Origin of the sequence: Pseudomonas sp. 51_B (assembly GCF_017491595.1) — a bacterium.
GTDB lineage: Bacteria > Pseudomonadota > Gammaproteobacteria > Pseudomonadales > Pseudomonadaceae > Aquipseudomonas > Aquipseudomonas promysalinigenes.
Genome location: NZ_JAFGYW010000007.1, coordinates 180,155 through 196,195 on the forward strand (window position 1 = coordinate 180,155; position 16,041 = coordinate 196,195).

Annotated in this window: 12 protein-coding genes; 6 read left to right on the top strand and 6 right to left on the bottom strand. The window is 61.2% G+C overall.

Features of this window, described 5'->3' with window-relative positions:
- Positions 1-7 precede the first annotated feature (7 nt).
- The 5 genes from J5M56_RS11225 to pcaR form a co-directional block, all read right to left on the bottom strand.
- Positions 8-1,360 (bottom strand): 3-carboxy-cis,cis-muconate cycloisomerase, encoded by a 1,353-nt coding sequence (locus J5M56_RS11225; RefSeq protein ID WP_207936877.1) that lies wholly within the window; start codon positions 1,358-1,360, stop codon positions 8-10.
- A 9-nt stretch (positions 1,361-1,369) separates the two neighbouring features.
- Entirely contained in the window at positions 1,370-2,659 is a 1,290-nt protein-coding gene (locus tag J5M56_RS11230) for an MFS family transporter (RefSeq protein WP_207936879.1), read from the bottom strand.
- A gap of 214 nt (positions 2,660-2,873) precedes the next feature.
- Positions 2,874-4,079 (bottom strand): 3-oxoadipyl-CoA thiolase, encoded by a 1,206-nt coding sequence (gene pcaF / locus J5M56_RS11235; RefSeq protein ID WP_186477635.1) that lies wholly within the window; start codon positions 4,077-4,079, stop codon positions 2,874-2,876.
- Between the two features lie 152 nt (positions 4,080-4,231).
- Positions 4,232-5,575: an MFS transporter gene (locus J5M56_RS11240; RefSeq protein WP_060478065.1), complete on the bottom strand. Its 1,344-nt coding sequence runs from the start codon at positions 5,573-5,575 to the stop codon at positions 4,232-4,234.
- 290 nt (positions 5,576-5,865) lie between these two features.
- Complete coding sequence (gene pcaR / locus J5M56_RS11245; protein WP_060478066.1) at positions 5,866-6,741, bottom strand: pca regulon transcriptional regulator PcaR; 876 nt, start codon at positions 6,739-6,741, stop codon at positions 5,866-5,868.
- A 455-nt stretch (positions 6,742-7,196) separates the two neighbouring features.
- Here pcaR and J5M56_RS11250 point away from each other — a divergent pair, with 455 nt between their 5' ends.
- Entirely contained in the window at positions 7,197-7,397 is a 201-nt protein-coding gene (locus tag J5M56_RS11250) for a hypothetical protein (protein ID WP_060478067.1), read from the top strand.
- 314 nt (positions 7,398-7,711) lie between these two features.
- Positions 7,712-9,184, top strand: a complete 1,473-nt coding sequence (locus tag J5M56_RS11255) for an inorganic phosphate transporter (protein WP_060478068.1) — start codon at positions 7,712-7,714, stop codon at positions 9,182-9,184.
- A gap of 126 nt (positions 9,185-9,310) precedes the next feature.
- Here J5M56_RS11255 and J5M56_RS11260 read toward each other — a convergent pair whose 3' ends face one another.
- Complete coding sequence (locus J5M56_RS11260) at positions 9,311-10,786, bottom strand: helicase HerA-like domain-containing protein (RefSeq protein WP_207936881.1); 1,476 nt, start codon at positions 10,784-10,786, stop codon at positions 9,311-9,313.
- A 166-nt stretch (positions 10,787-10,952) separates the two neighbouring features.
- Here J5M56_RS11260 and J5M56_RS11265 point away from each other — a divergent pair, with 166 nt between their 5' ends.
- The 4 genes from J5M56_RS11265 to J5M56_RS11280 all read left to right on the top strand — a co-directional run bounded on the left by J5M56_RS11265 (position 10,953) and on the right by J5M56_RS11280 (position 15,952).
- Positions 10,953-12,827 (top strand): methyl-accepting chemotaxis protein, encoded by a 1,875-nt coding sequence (locus J5M56_RS11265; protein WP_186477527.1) that lies wholly within the window; start codon positions 10,953-10,955, stop codon positions 12,825-12,827.
- Positions 12,828-13,084: 257 nt separating this feature from the next.
- On the top strand, positions 13,085-14,206 hold the full coding sequence (locus J5M56_RS11270; RefSeq protein ID WP_060478070.1) for a glycosyltransferase family 1 protein: 1,122 nt from the start codon (positions 13,085-13,087) through the stop codon (positions 14,204-14,206).
- Positions 14,199-14,963: a DUF2334 domain-containing protein gene (locus J5M56_RS11275; RefSeq protein ID WP_186477526.1), complete on the top strand. Its 765-nt coding sequence runs from the start codon at positions 14,199-14,201 to the stop codon at positions 14,961-14,963. The genes J5M56_RS11270 and J5M56_RS11275 overlap by 8 nt, the downstream gene beginning before the upstream one ends.
- A complete protein-coding gene (locus tag J5M56_RS11280; RefSeq protein ID WP_186477525.1) occupies positions 14,960-15,952 on the top strand; it encodes a lysylphosphatidylglycerol synthase transmembrane domain-containing protein in 993 nt (330 codons plus the stop codon). The genes J5M56_RS11275 and J5M56_RS11280 overlap by 4 nt, the downstream gene beginning before the upstream one ends.
- Positions 15,953-16,041 lie beyond the last annotated feature (89 nt).

A 16,041-nucleotide genomic window follows, 5' to 3' on the forward strand; every position in this document is an offset into this window, starting at 1 on the left:
ATCTCCTTCAGGCAGTCAAACGTTGATGTTCAGCCACGGCGCGCGCCACCCAGACGCGGGCCTGGCCAAGATAATGAGCAGGATCGAGCAGGCGGTCGAGTTCCTCGGCGCTCAGCTCGGCACTGACCTGCGGCTCATCGCCCAGTACCGCGCGCAGGTGACGTTGTTCGGCCACTGCCCGCTGACAGCACTGCTCCAGCAAATGGTGGGCGCGGTCACGACCCAGGTGCTGCGCGAGGACAATGCTGACCGCTTCAGCCAGCACTAGCCCTTGTGTCAGGTCCAGGTTGCGACGCATACGCTCGGCGTCCACCTCCATGCCCTCGGCAATTACCTGGGCCTGGCGCAAAGCGCCAGAGACCAGGCAGCAGATGTCCGGCAGGGTTTCCCATTCCGCATGCCACAGGCCAAGGCTGCGTTCGTGCTCCTGGGGCATGGCGGCATACAAAGTCGAGAGCAGGCCAGGAACCCGCGTAGCGGCGCCGATCAGCACCGCCGCGCCCACTGGGTTGCGCTTGTGTGGCATGGTCGACGACCCGCCCTTGCCCGGCGCCGAAGGCTCGAACACCTCACCGGCTTCGGTCTGCATCAGCAGGCTGATATCGCGACCGAACTTGCCCAGGCTACCGGCCACCAGGCCCAATACCGACGCGAACTCCACCAGGCGATCACGCTGGGTGTGCCAAGGCTGTTCAGGCAACGCCAGTTTGAGTTGCGCGGCGAGCCCTTCAGCTACCGGCAGGGCTTTGTTGCCCAGCGCGGCCAGGCTCCCGGAAGCGCCGCCGAACTGCAGCACCAGTAAACGCGGGCGCAATTGCTGCAGGCGTTGGCGATGTCGGGTCAGGGCCCCGAGCACCCCGGCCAGCTTCATACCCAGAGTGACAGGCGTGGCATGCTGCAGCCAGGTACGGCCCACCAGCGGTGTATCGGCATGCAGCAACGCCTGTCGAGCCAGCGTATCGGCCAGCTTGCCAAGATCGGTTTCGATCAGCTCCAGGGCATCGCGCAACTGTAGAACCAGCCCGGTATCCATCGCATCCTGGCTAGTGGCGCCCAAGTGCACGTAACGCTCGGCTTCCGGCACACCACTGGCGATTACCTTGCCCAGTGCCTTGACCAACGGGATTGCCGAGTTGCCAGCGGTAGCAATGGCATCGGCCAGGGCACGCACATCATAGCGCTCAGCGTGACAGGCGGCCTCGATGGCCGCCACGGCGCTGTGCGGGACCAAACCGGCATCGGCTTCGGCACGGGCCAGTGCGGCCTCGAAATCGAGCATGCCCTGCAAGCGCCCGCGATCGGAGAAGACCTCGCGCATGGCCGGGGCGGTGAAATAGGCGTCGAACAGTTGGTTGCTCATGCAACGTCCTTAGTCATCGTGGTGCAGGTATTTCGCCTGTTTCGGCAGGCGCAAGCTGAACAGGAAGGCTATCGCCATCATGGCCGTCACATACCAGTAGAAGGCGTTTTCCATGCCCATGGTCTTCAGGCCCAGGGCGACGTACTCGGCCGAGCCACCGAACACTGCGTTGGCCACCGCGTAAGCAAGGCCCACGCCCAGCGCACGCACCTGAGGCGGGAACATCTCGGCCTTTACCAGGCCACTGATCGAGGTGTAGAAGCTGACAATGCACAGCGCCAGGGTGATCAGCACGAAGGCCATGAATGGGCTGCTCACGGTTTTGAGCGCCATCAGCAGCGGGACGGTAAAGAGCGTTCCCAGCGCACCGAAAAGCAACATCGAATTTCGTCGGCCGATGCGGTCGGAGAGCATGCCGAAGAACGGTTGCATCACCATGTACAGGAACAGCGCCCCGGTCATCACGAAACTGGCGGTCTTGGCGTTCATCCCTGCCGTGTTGACCAAGTACTTCTGCATGTAGGTAGTGAAGGTATAGAAGATCAGCGAACCACCTGCGGTGTAGCCCAGTACGGTGATGAAGGCTGCAGTGTGGTTGCGGAACAACCCCTTTATCGAACCTGCGTCCTTGTCCTTGCGGGTTTCGGCGCTGCTGGTTTCATGCAGCGAGCGGCGCAGCATCAGCGAGATAAGCGCAGCGATGGCTCCGACCACGAACGGGATACGCCAGCCCCACGCCCGCAGTTCCTCTTCGCTCAGCAGCTGCTGCATGACCACCACCACCAGCACGGCCAACAACTGGCCGCCAATCAGGGTCACGTACTGGAACGATGCGTAAAAGCCACGCTGACCACGCAAAGCCACCTCACTCATGTAAGTGGCGGTGGTGCCATACTCGCCCCCCACCGACAGCCCTTGGATCAACCGCGCCAGCAACAGCAGCGCCGGGGCCCAAGCACCGATGCTGGCATAGGTTGGTAGGCAGGCGATCATGAGCGAGCCGAAGCACATCATCAGCACTGAGATCATCAGGGAGTTCTTGCGCCCATGACGGTCGGCCAGCCGCCCGAACAACCAGCCGCCGATCGGGCGCATCAGAAAGCCTGCAGCGAATACACCGGCGGTGTTGAGCAGTTGCACGGTCGGGTCGCCGGAAGGGAAGAACGAGGCGGCAAAGTAGATTGCGCTGAAGGCATAGACGTAGAAGTCGAACCATTCCACCAGGTTGCCTGATGAGGCACCGACGATGGCGAAGATGCGCTTGCTGCGCTCTTCACCGGTGTAATGAGTTGAGGTCATGGCGTGTTTACTCCTGATAGGTTGCAGGTAAGTCTAGACACACCTGGTAACACCTCGTTCAGCCTGTGGGATGGCCCTGGGCCTGCCCGAAAAGTACCGGCCTCTTCGCGCCGGTTTGAGGTCACGATGATTACGCCCCCACAACAGGAGGCGTGGTTCCTCTGCGAAGCGTGTTCACCGGGACATCGAAACGTCGCGAAAAGGCCGCTACCGGTCAAACCCGTTCGATGGCCAGCGCCAACCCTTGGCCGACGCCCACGCACATGGTCGCCAGGCCTTTACGGCCGCCGCTCTTCTCCAACTGATGCAGCGCAGTCAACACCAGGCGCGCACCGCTCATGCCCAGTGGGTGGCCCAGGGCGATCGCGCCGCCATTGGGGTTGACCTGCGGCGCATCGTCGGCCACACCCAGCTCACGAAGCACTGCCAGGCCCTGGCTGGCGAACGCTTCATTGAGCTCGATCACATCAAAGTCGCTGACCGCAACACCAAGGCGCTCAGTCAGTTTACGCACCGCTGGCACCGGGCCAATGCCCATCACCCGCGGGGCAACACCGGCGCTGGCCATGCCCAGTACCCGAGCACGTGGGGTGAGGCCATGCTTTTTCACGGCTTCAGCCGATGCCAGAATCAAAGCGGCGGCACCATCGTTCACGCCCGAGGCGTTGCCTGCGGTGACGGTCTTGTCCGGACCATTGACCGGTTTGAGCTTGGTCAGTGCTTCCAAGGTGGTCTCAGGGCGCAGGTGCTCGTCGCGTTCGACGACGGTTTCGCCCTTCTTGTGAGCGATACGCACAGGCACGATTTCCTCGTCGAAGAAGCCGGCAGCCTGGGCAGCAGCCGCTTTCTGCTGGCTGCGCAAGGCAAACGCATCTTGGTCGGCGCGGGAAACCTGATAGTCGTCAGCCACGTTGTCGGCGGTTTGCGGCATGGAATCCACACCATACTGGCTCTTCATCAACGGGTTGATAAAACGCCAGCCGATGGTGGTGTCCTCAAGTTTCATGTTGCGCGAGTAGCCGCTTTCGGCTTTGCCCATGACGAATGGAGCACGCGACATCGATTCGACGCCGCCGGCGATTGCCAGCTCCATCTCGCCACTGGCAATGGCACGGAAGGCAGTGCCGATGGCGTCCATTCCAGAGGCGCATAGGCGGTTCAAGGTCACCCCAGGAATGCTCTGCGGCAAGCCGGCCAGCAGCAGGGCCATACGCGCGACGTTGCGGTTGTCTTCACCGGCCTGGTTGGCACAGCCGAAGAACACCTCGTCAAGCTGGTCCCACTGCACCGATGGGTTGCGATCGATCAGCGCCTTGAGCGGGATCGCCGCCAGGTCGTCGGCGCGCACGCCGGCCAGGGCGCCGCCGAAGCGACCGATCGGGGTGCGGATGGCGTCACAGATAAATACTTCACGCATCAGGCTTCTCCTGCCAGGGGTGCTACGTTGGGTCCAGATTAAGGAGACAGGGGGTGCGCTTACAATTCGATAATCGACTATTGGTGCGATTATCGAACCAAATGTTGCCCTGCTATCGGTATTTCAAAGGGGCTGCATCAGCAGCCCCCGCCGGATCAAGTGGCGTCAGCGTGGCTTACCAAGCCTTTGACGATCACGCCGACCGTCGCCAGTGCCGCGGGCACCAACAAGGCCGTCAGCACCTGCTCGAAGTTCCAGCCCAGCCCCAACAGCGTGGCGCCGCTCCAGGCACCCAGAATGGCCCCGAACCGCCCGATCCCCAACATCCACGATACGCCTGTGGCGCGCGCCTGGGTTGGGTAGAAACGTGCTGCCAGCGACGGCATGGCCGATTGCGCACCGTTAACGCACATGCCAGCAACCAGCACCAGGGTTGCGAGCACCGTGATGTTGCCCAAGCTTTGGCCCACTGCGTAGGCGAACACCCCCGCCAGCAGGTAGAAAATGCCGATGACCTTGTGCGGGTTGAATCGGTCCATGGCCCACCCCACCGCTACTGCGCTGAGTACGCCACCGAACTGGAACAGCGCACCGATGAACGCGGCCTGCTCCATGCTTGCGCCGCTGTCACGCATCAGCGTCGGCAACCAGCTGGTCAACAGGTAGACGATCACCAGCCCCATGAAGTAGGTCAGCCATAGCAACACGGTGCCCAGGCCATAGGTGCCGGAGAAGATCACCGCGAACACGTTGCGGGCAGCTACGGCCTTCTGCTCAGGCACGCTGAAACTGGCGGCCTGCGCAATCACCGACGGGGCAATCGGCGCCAAGGTCTTGCGCACCTTGTCGGTACCGCGATTGCGCACTACCAAAAAGCGTGCCGACTCCGGCAGCCACACCATCAGCACTACCACCAGCAGCAGCGGCAGCACGCCGCCGACCACCAGCAGGCTATGCCAGCCGTAAACTGGGATCATCTTCGCAGAGATGAACCCGCCACCGGCCATGCCAAGGTTGAAGCCGCAGAACATGCTGGTCACCAGCAGCGACTTGAGACGCTCTGGGGTGTATTCGGACAGCAGCGTGGTGGCATTGGGCATGCCGGCGCCCAGGCCCAGGCCCGTCAGAAAGCGCAATACCAGCAGTTGATCGACGTTGCTGGCATAGGCAGAAGCCAGGCTGAAACCACCGAACACCAGCACCGCGCCTACCAGCACGCCCTTGCGTCCGAAGCGGTCGGCCAGCGGCCCCGAGCCCAGGGCGCCGAATACCATGCCGATCAATGCGGCACTCATCACCGGGCCCAGGCTGGCGCGGTCGATGCCCCACTCCTGGGACAAGGCGGGCGCAATGAAGCCCATGGCCGCAGTATCGAGGCCATCGAGGAAAACGATCAGGAAGCAGAGGATCACCACACGCCACTGATAGCGTGAAAGTGGTTGTTCATTGATGAACGACTGGACGTCGAGATTGTTCCCGACAGCATGGGGTTGGTTCATTGTTGTTATCCAGAATTTGGGCACGGTTGGGCCTGTGCACTTGGCAAACAGTACAGGGCTTCAATAGCGATGCAGGGCGGCCTGAGTCAGCCTGGATACAACGGAACTGCAAACGGGTGCGGCCGCAGCAGTTGAGTGACAGTGGTCATGGAATACGCCTCGAATGTTTTTCTTGTATCGGTCGGCTGTGCCGACCGTTGCGAGAGACATTAATCAGCGTTTGGGGGAGGCGCAATTCACCGGGAGCGACACTGTGCGTTTATCGAACAGGAAACCTCGACATCGCTTCGTCAACCGAACAACTGATGGCAAAGGTCACGGCTGGCCGCCAACAGAATGGGCAAGAAACGCTGCTCCAGTTCGCTACGGGTAACTCGCCCGACGTGTGTGCTGACATTCAGCGCCGCCAACACTTGGCCAGAGGCATCATAGATCGGCACTGCGATCGACCGCAGGCCCTGCTCGAGTTCCTGATCCACCACACACCAGCCCTGCTCGCGCACCTGCTGAATGCAGGCGAACAATGAATCAGGGTCGTTCAGGGTGCGGCTGGTACGGGCCTTGAGGTCTGCACGCTCGAGGTATTCGCGCAGGCTGGTGTCGTCCATCGCCGCCAGCAAAATCCGCCCCATGGATGTGCAATAGGCCGGCAACCGCCCGCCCACCGACAGGTCCACCGAAATCAACCGCTCCACCGTGGCCGAACGAGCTATATAAAGAATGTCGTCGCCTTCCAGAGTGGCCATGTTGGCTGCTTCGTGCAACTGATCACTGATGCGGTCCAGATAGGGCTGAGCCGAGACCGCCAGTGGTGTGGACGAGAGGTAGGCGTGGCCCAACGTCAACACTTTGGGCAGAAGCGAATAAGTCCGCCCATTCGTGGTGGCGTAGCCCAATTTGATCAGCGTGTGCAGGCAGCGACGCACGGCCGCCCTGGGGATTTCGGTGCGGTGGCTGATCTGCGCGATGGTCAGGTGGCGCTTGCGCTCCTGAAAAGCCTGGATGACCGCCAGCCCACGGGCCAGTGAGGTCATGAAATCCGGGTCACCAGTAAATGCCTGGATACGCTTGGCAGGTGACGCCACGATAGGCGGCGCCAGCGCCGTAAGGCTCGGCCGCACAGGCTCTGGGTTGGCGTGGTCATAGGCGGTGGTTTCGTCGTTCATCGCGCACCTCAAATAAATCGCTAGCTCGTGCGATTATCGAACGAACGGCCGATAATCGCAATTGACCGCTGACAAATTTACTTATACCTTTCTCCTGCCACATGTGGCTTCTTTGGAGAGACTGGTCAGGTACCCACCGTCGAAGTCCCAGGCAACGGCCTCGCCTAGTGCGGGGCCGTTTTATTTCTGTTGTCGCAAAAAACTTTTACGAACTCTCACAGCCTTGCCTGCTCAAAGTTTGTACGGCCGATAACTGGCCTTGAAAGTTTGCACGCATTTGCGTAAATAGCCTTACTGGCAAAGCAGTAGTTGTCATGTTCGGATCCCGGCTGGGATGCGCCCCTGCGTGACTGAATACTGGCGTCAGCCCTTAGTCTGCCTATACATGCGGCGAACGCCTGGGCAACTTACGCTTGCTTGCAATATCACTCACAATCACTCATTAAGGTACTACTGTGACGAAAGAAGAACTGCGCGCGGAACTCGAGCGCCAGGCTGAGCGTTACACGGAAGTTTATGGTGGTGAAGTCACCACTTATGCGGCGCAACCGGAGCCGGATCGCAAACCCTGGCGTAAACGCGCTACCGTTCAGGACCAGGCCTTCAGCCAGGAACTCGAAAAAATGGAAAAGGAGCTGCGTGGCGAACACCCCTGAATGGCTGAGGTGTTAACAGCAGCATTGCACCGGATCACCCTGGCTAAGGTCGATCATTACCCAAAGGCTGAGCATGAAATGGAATTACACAAATTTCATACGCTCGTTTGAATTTTGTTTAAGCATGGTTTTTCCCGGTAGATTGGCGATCTTTCCACCTTTTGATGGGTTTTAAAGGATTTTCCTAAGCTCGATCAAGGAAGCTTCCGGGGTAAAAAAGCGCTCAGACTGCTGTCACCGGTCTTCAGCGGGTGCATCGATTGCCAAGGTTTTCTGGCATAATCCGCCCCCCCTATGACCGCCAGACAACCTTCATGATCGATTTATTCAGCGGACTGGATGCCTGGGTGTTGGTGAGCTTGCTACTCGCCTTGACCTTCGTGCTCGCATTCGAGTTCATCAATGGCTTTCATGACACCGCCAACGCGGTAGCCACTGTCATTTATACCAAAGCCATGCCCCCACACCTTGCCGTGTTCTTCTCCGGCATATTCAACTTCTTCGGCGTTTTGCTCGGAGGGGTCGGGGTGGCCTATGCCATCGTGCACCTGCTGCCGGTCGAGCTGCTGATCAACGTGAATACAGGGCATGGCTTGGCCATGGTCTTCTCGTTGCTGGCCGCCGCCATCACCTGGAACCTCGGCACCTGGTACTTCGGCATTCCTGCCTCCAGCTCGCATACGTTGATCGGCTCGATCCTCGGCGTGGGCCTGGCAAATGCGCTGATCAACGACATCCCGCTGGGCGACGGCGTGAACTGGCAGAAGGCGATCGACATCGCCATGTCGCTGGTGGTGTCGCCGATCGCAGGCTTTGCCGTCGCTGCGCTGGTGCTGATTGGCCTTAAGTGGTGGCGCCCGCAGTCGAAAATGCACAAGACGCCAGAACAACGCCGCAAGCTCGACGACAAGAAGCATCCGCCGTTCTGGAACCGCCTGGTCCTGGTCATCTCGGCTATGGGCGTGAGCTTCGTACACGGCTCCAACGACGGCCAGAAAGGCATCGGCCTGATCATGCTGGTACTGATCGGTATCGTCCCGGCCAAGTTCGTTCTCGATCTGAACAGCACCACCTATCAGATCGAACGGACCCGCGACGCCACGCTGCACATGAGCCAGTTCTACGAGCGCAACGCTGCCACCTTGGGTGAGTTCCTGGCACTGGGCAAGGCCAAGTCGACCGACCTGCCCGAGCAGTTCAGCTGCAACCCGCAGCAGACCGAACCGACCATTGCTGCGCTGCAGACCTCGCTGCAAGGCGTGACCGACTACCACGCCCTGGATGCCGACAAGCGCGTTGAAGTGCGCCGCTACCTGCTGTGCCTGGATGACACCGCGAAAAAAGTCGGCAAGTTGCCTGGCCTGGATGCCCGCGAAAAGGCAGACCTCGAGAAGCTGCGCAAAGACCTTACCGCGACCACCGAATACGCTCCCTTCTGGGTGATCGTGGCCGTCGCCCTGGCCTTGGGCCTGGGCACCATGGTCGGCTGGAAACGTGTGGTGCTCACCGTCGGAGAGAAGATCGGCAAGCAGGGCATGACCTACGCCCAGGGCATGTCGGCGCAGATCACCGCAGCGTGCGCCATCGGCATGGCCAACGTGTTCGCCCTGCCAGTGTCGACCACCCATGTGCTGTCGTCCGGCGTCGCTGGCACCATGGTCGCCAACAAGAGCGGCCTGCAAGGCGGCACGGTGAAGACCATCCTGCTGGCCTGGGTCCTGACCCTACCTGCTTCGATGGGCCTGGCCGCTGGTCTGTTCTGGCTGGCATCGAAGGCGCTGGCCTAAAAAAGGCACTGCGGGAGCGGCCTTAGCCGTAAAGCATGTAAAGCGGTGCATGGCACCGCTTTACCCGCCAATAGGCAGGCGCGGTTAGAAAAGACCGTTGCTTGCACAGTGCCTGCACCGGGCAACCTAACGTTTCTTGCTGCCCAGCAACGAGCCCATAAGCCCGCGCACCAACTGCCGGCCCAGTTGATTGGCCGCCTGGCGCACCGCCGACTTGATCGCCTGCCCCGCCGCACTCTGCAGAAACTCGCCCGCCTTGTCGGCAAAGCTCTCTTCATCGGCCTTAGGCACAGGCACAGGCTCCACCGGCTCACCTTTACGCTGGGTGAGCATTTCGTAGGCCGACTCCCGATCAATGACCTTGTCATACCGCCCAAGCAGGGGTGAAGCCGCAATCAGCGCGCTGCGCTCGGCTGCCGTCAACGGCCCTATCCTCGATTGCGGTGGCGCGATCAGCACCCGCTGAACCACGGCCGGCGTACCTTTGTCTTCCAGCGTGCCGACCAATGCCTCGCCAATCCCCAGCTCTGTCAGCACTGCCAGGCTGTCGAATGCAGGGTTAGGACGAAAGCCATCAGCCACAGCCCTGAGCGATTTCTGCTCTTTGGCGGTAAAAGCGCGCAAGCCGTGCTGGATGCGCAAGCCCAATTGCGCCAATACGCTATCGGGCAGGTCACTGGGCGACTGAGTGACGAAATACACCCCCACGCCCTTCGAGCGAATTAGCCGTACCACCTGCTCAAGGCGGTCCTGCAACGCTTTTGGCGTGCCGTTGAACAACAGGTGCGCCTCATCGAAAAACAGCGCCAGCACCGGCTTTTCGGCATCACCGCGCTCCGGCAGCTGTTCGAAAAGCTCGGCCAGCAGCCACAAGAGGAAGGTGGCATAAACTTTCGGTGCCTCATGCACCAATCGGCTAGCATCGAGTAGATGGATGCGTCCACTGCCGTCGGTGTCAGGCCGAATTAAGTCTTCCAATTGCAGCGCCGGCTCGCCAAACAATGCTTCAGCGCCTTGCTGCTCCAAGGTGGCCAACCGCCGCAGCAGTGCCTGCGTAGAGCCGGTGGTCATCAACGCGCTGTCTTCGCCGAGCAATTGCGGATCGTCTTTGAGGTGCGCCAACAGGGCTTTAAGGTCTTTCAAGTCCAGCAGCAGCAAGCCTTCACGGTCTGCGAATTTGAAAGCAGCATACAGCGCAGCCTGCTGGCTATCGGTCAGCTCCAGCAGGTTACCCAGCAACAATGGCCCCATCTCGCTGAGGGTGGTGCGCAACGGGTGGCCGGACTGCCCGGCAACATCCCACAGCGACACTGGATAGGCTTTTGCCGTGTAGCCCAGCCACGGCATGCCCGCAATTCGCTCGGCCACTTTGCCGTGGGGCGTGCCTGCCACCCCCAAACCGCACAGGTCGCCTTTGATATCTGCCGCAAACACCGCTACACCCGCGTCGCTGAACACTTCCGCCAGGTGCTGCAGGGTCACCGTCTTGCCAGTCCCGGTGGCGCCAGCGATCAGGCCGTGACGATTGGCAAGGCGCATGGGTTGCTGAACCGGTTGACCGCCCGGATCAGAGCCTACAACTATGGAAGAAATTTCCGACATCTCTTTGAATCCTCGCTCAAGCTTTAGCTTAGTTCAGCCGATACCTTCAGTTGATATTCGCCTAGATAGGACCGGAGCTTTCGAAAAAGGAATTTTCGGGGTGTTGCACCGTCAGCGCCTAGCGCGCGACCGCTCGATAAAAGACCTTAGCGGAACCGATTACGCCATGAACAAAAACCTGCGTTTCAGCCACAAGATTCTGTGGGCTGCCTCTTTGATCGTGATACTTGCCTTCAGCCTGTTCACTTTGTACAACGACTATCTTCAGCGTAATGCAATCCGCGCAGACCTCGAGAACTACCTGGCTGAAATGGGCGAGTCCACTTCAACCAACATCCGCAACCTGTTCGATGGCCGGATCAAGCTGGTTGAAAACCTGGCGCAGAACATTGCTCAACAGCCGGCCAATGCCGAAACACTGATGGGTCAGAATGCGTTGACCTCAAGTTTTCTCACGGTCTACCTGGGCAAGGTCGATGGTGGTTTCAGCGTACGCCCCGATGCCAAGATGCCTGATGGCTACGACCCGCGCACCCGGCCCTGGTACAAGGACGGCATGAACGCCCAAGGGGCGATTCTGACCGAGCCCTATATCGACCTGACTACCAACAAGATGGTCATCGGCATTCTGAGCAAGGTCGCTGGCAACGTCGGCGTGGTAGGTGGGGACCTGGCGCTCGATGGCCTGGTGCAGATCATCAACTCGCTCAACTTCGGCGGCATGGGCTATGCCTTCCTGGTCAACGACCAGGGCAAGATCCTGGTTCACCCCGATAAGGATCTGGTGATGAAATCGCTGTCGGACCTGTTCCCGCAGCACACACCGCAACTGTCGGGTGCACTGACAGAAGTGGTCAGCGACGGCCAGGCACGCCTGTTGACCTTCACCCCGATCAAAGGCTTGCCTGCCGCCAACTGGTATATCGGCCTGTCGCTGGACAAGGACAAAGCCTTTGCCATGCTCAGCACCTTCCGCACCTCGGCAGTGATCGCAACCGTGGTGGCCGTGGTGATCATCATTGGCCTGCTCGGCCTGCTGATCCGCGTTCTGATGCAGCCGCTGCATACCATGACCCGCGCCATGGAAGACATCGCCGAAGGCGAAGGTGACCTGACCAAGCGCCTGACCATCCACAACCATGATGAATTCGGCATCTTGGGCAAGGCTTTCAACCGCTTCGTCGAACGTATTCACGGCTCGATCCGCGAAGTGTCCTCTGCTACCGAGCACGTCAACGAAGTCGCCCTGCGGGTGATCAGCGCATCCAACTCGTCGATGGCCAATTCCGACGAACAGTCCAACCGCACCAACAGTGTCGCCGCAGCCATCAATGAGCTGGGCGCGGCTGCTCAGGAAATCGCTGGCAATGCAGCTCAGGCCTCGCAGCATGCAAGCTCTGCACGGTTGTTGGCTGAGGAAGGTCAGCAGGTGGTGGAGCGTAACATCGCGGCGATGAACCGGCTGTCCGACCTGATCGTCACCTCCAGTGCGCACATCGAAACACTCAATAGCAAGACCGTGAACATCGGCCAGATTCTCGAGGTGATCACCAGCATTTCCCAGCAGACCAACCTGCTAGCGCTCAACGCGGCCATCGAAGCTGCACGCGCCGGTGAGGCCGGACGCGGGTTCGCCGTGGTCGCCGACGAGGTGCGCAACCTGGCCCACCGCACCCAGGAGTCGGCGCAGCAGGTGCAGAGCATGATCGAAGAGCTGCAGGTTGGTGCCCGCGAATCGGTCGAAACCATGGGCCAAAGCCAGCGCCACAGCCAGGACAGCATGCAGATCGCCAACCAGGCTGGTGAACGCCTGGACAGCGTGACGGTGCGTATCGGTGAGATCGACGGCATGAACCAGTCGGTAGCCACCGCCACCGAGGAACAGACGGCGGTGGTCGAGTCGATCAACATGGATATCAATGAGATCAACCTGCTCAATCAGGAAGGCGTCGAGAACTTGCAGGCCACCCTGCGCGCCTGCTCTGATCTGGAACAACAAGCCACTCGCCTCAAGCATCTGGTCGGCAGCTTCCGCATCTGACCGTGTCCCACAGTGCCTGCTTTGCGGGCACTGTCACTACCCTCTCGCGTCGCACGCTTCGCGGCTCGCGCCGCTGCCTTGGTTTGTGCTCATCCCGGAGCATGCGCGGCCCACCCAGGTGCGGGGTTACCCGCCAACACCGGCAAAGCCGGTGCCCTACTCCGATCGAACAAACTATCCTTCAGTCAGGTCAATCTTTAGGCGCGTCATCACCGGCCTTAATGGCAGATGACAGACCTGAATACGATCCCGGAGGGATGCTGATCGTGCACATCGCCGACATCACCATGTTCTACGCTCCCGCCAGCGGCGGCGTGCGGACATACCTCGATGCCAAACACCACCGTCTCGGCGCCCTTGCCGGCGTGGAGCACAGCCTTCTGATACCCGGCGCCAGTGCTACTCATGCCGATGGCGTTTACCAGGTCCCCGCGCCCCCCCTGCCTTTCGGCAAGGGCTACCGGTTTCCTGTGCGCCTGGCGCCCTGGTGCAATGTGCTGCGCCAGCTGCAGCCAGACCTGATCGAAGTGGGCGACCCCTACCTGACCGCCTGGGCGGCACTCGAGGCCCGGCGCAAGCTGGACGTCCCGGTGATCGGTTTCTACCACTCAGACTTACCCCTGCTGGTAAGCAACCGCATGGGTAATTGGTTCACACCCAATGCCGAAGCTTATGTCAGCAAACTGTACGGCAACTTCGACCGGGTACTGGCGCCGAGCCTGGTGATGGCCGAAAAGCTGCGCAGGCTGGGGGTGCGTGATGTGCACGTTCAGCGCCTGGGCGTAGACTTGAACACCTTCCACCCTACCCGTCGCGACCCGCAACTGCGTGCCGAGCTGGGCATCGCCGATACCAGCCGCCTGCTGATCTACGCCGGGCGCGGCTCCCGTGAAAAGAACCTGCCCGTCCTGCTGCAATGCATGCAGCACTTGGGGCACCCGTACCACCTGCTGCTGGTGGGCTCGAACATGCCGGCCAATGTGCCCGACAACGTCAGTGTCATGGACCAGTTCCGCCCCCCAGAAGAGGTAGCCCGGCTGATGGCCAGCGCCGACCTGCTGGTGCATGCCGGCGACCAGGAAACCTTTGGCCTGGTGATACTCGAGGCCATGGCCAGCGCCACCCCGGTGGTCGCGGTACGCGCCGGAGCCTTCGGCGAAATCGTCAATGATCAGTGCGGGCAACTGTGCCGGGCTAACGATGCCCAGGCCATGGCCCAGGCAGTGCGCGAAGTGTTCGAAGCGGGCGTGCGCAAGCTCGGCGCCCAGGCGCGCCAGCATGTGGAGCAGCATTATTCGTGGGACCACGTGGTTGATGGCCTGCTGGAACAATACCAAGCCGTGCTTGGCCACCAGCCGCAGGTGCGCGCCCATGGTTGAGGCCGGCAGCAATTCCACCAGCGTGATGTTGGTGCTGCACGATGTAGCGCCAGAAACCTGGCCCGACTACCAGCCCTTCGTGCAGGCCGTGGACGAGATGGGCAATGTCCCAATGACTTGGCTGGTCGTTCCGGATTTTCATCACCGCAACCTCCTTACCCACTCCCCCGCGTTCTGTCGCCTGCTCGAGCGGCGCCTGGCACGGGGCGACGAACTGGCGCTGCACGGCCTTTATCATGCCGACGAAGGCCCCGCCCCCCGCAGCCTTGGCGAATACTTCATGCGTCGCGTGTATACCCACGAAGGTGAGTTCTATGGCTTGGATGAAGCGCAAGCGTTACAGCGCCTCGAGCAGGGCCTGGAGGTGTTCAACGCCCAGGGCTGGCCGGTTGCCGGCTTCGTCGCCCCCGCCTGGCTGATGAGCCAAGGTACCCGCCAGGCACTTACCCAGTTGCCGCTGCGCTACACCAGCACCCCCCAGCACCTGTATCGCTTGCCAGACTTTACCGCCTACGAGGCGCCGGGGCTGGTATGGAGCGCGCGCAGTGCCTGGCGCAGAGGGCTTTCGAAAATCGTCAGCGATTGGCAATGCCGCCGCTGGCGCAGTGCCGACACCTTGCGTCTGGGGCTGCACCCGGTGGACATGCGCCACCGCTCATCCCGCGACTACTGGTTGCGAACCCTGGACAAGCTACTGCTGCAAGGCCGTGAACCGCTGACCAAGTCGACCTGGCTGGAGCGCCAGGTGGTCGCATGAACCGCTTCGGCTGGCTGGCACTGGCACTGGCCGGCGCCATGCTGGTGCCGATGCTGTTGGGTGGCAGCGAGCTGTGGCCCAGGCTGATGGCTTTCGACCCGAGCTTGCTGCTGACGCTGCTGGGGATGATTCTGCTGTGTTGGGTCATCAATGCCATGCGCCTACGGCTGTTGCTCGGCCAGCAACGCAAGCAGCTAAGCCACGCCCGCAGCCTCGGTGTGATCATGGCAACCGAGTTCGCCATCTGCACCACCCCAGGTGGCAGCGGCGGCCCGGTCACGCTCATGGCTCTGCTGGCCCGCAACCGCATAGGCCCGGCCCGAAGCGGCGCAGTGTTCGCCGCCGACCAACTCAATGACCTGTTGTTCTTCTTCTGCGCGATGCTGGCAATTGCTGGCTATGCCTTGTTTAATCGCCTTGGTCGAAGCCAGCAAAGCATGTTGTTGGGCAGCGCTCTACTGCTATGCGTCGCCCTGGCCATCATCGTGGCGCTGTTGCGCTATCGCCGCGCGCTGATGCGCCTGAACGGGCGCCTGCTCAAGCGCCTGGGCGTGGCAGGCAGACGCAGGCGCCGCTGGGCTCGTAAACTGCTGCATTTCATAGCCGCGCTGGCGCAGACCTGGCAATTGCCAAAGCGCACCCTGGCGCTGGTATTCGCCCTCACCTGCGTTCACTGGAGCCTGCGCTACAGCGTGCTGTACCTGGTGCTTCAGGGGCTGGGGGCTGAACTGTCATGGATACCCAGCTTTCTCGTCCAGATGCTCTCGCTCAGTGCCGGGCAATTCAGCTTGTTACCAGGGGGGGCCGGTGCCGCCGAGCTGACCTCGGCCAGCCTGCTGGCACCCCTGGTTGGCAGTTCGACAGCGGCAGCGGCAATCCTGATCTGGCGAGCGATCACGTATTACTTTTATCTGCTGGCGGGCGGGCCGGTATTCGTCTGCTTGGTGGCACGCCCTCTGCTGGAGCGCTGGAGGCGTCAGGCGGGTTGAGCTGGCGCCATAGTTGCTCGGCACCTGGGAACTCGGTGCCGTCCTCTTCGCTCAGCGCCTGGGGGTCATAACGGGCCAGGCAGCCTTCG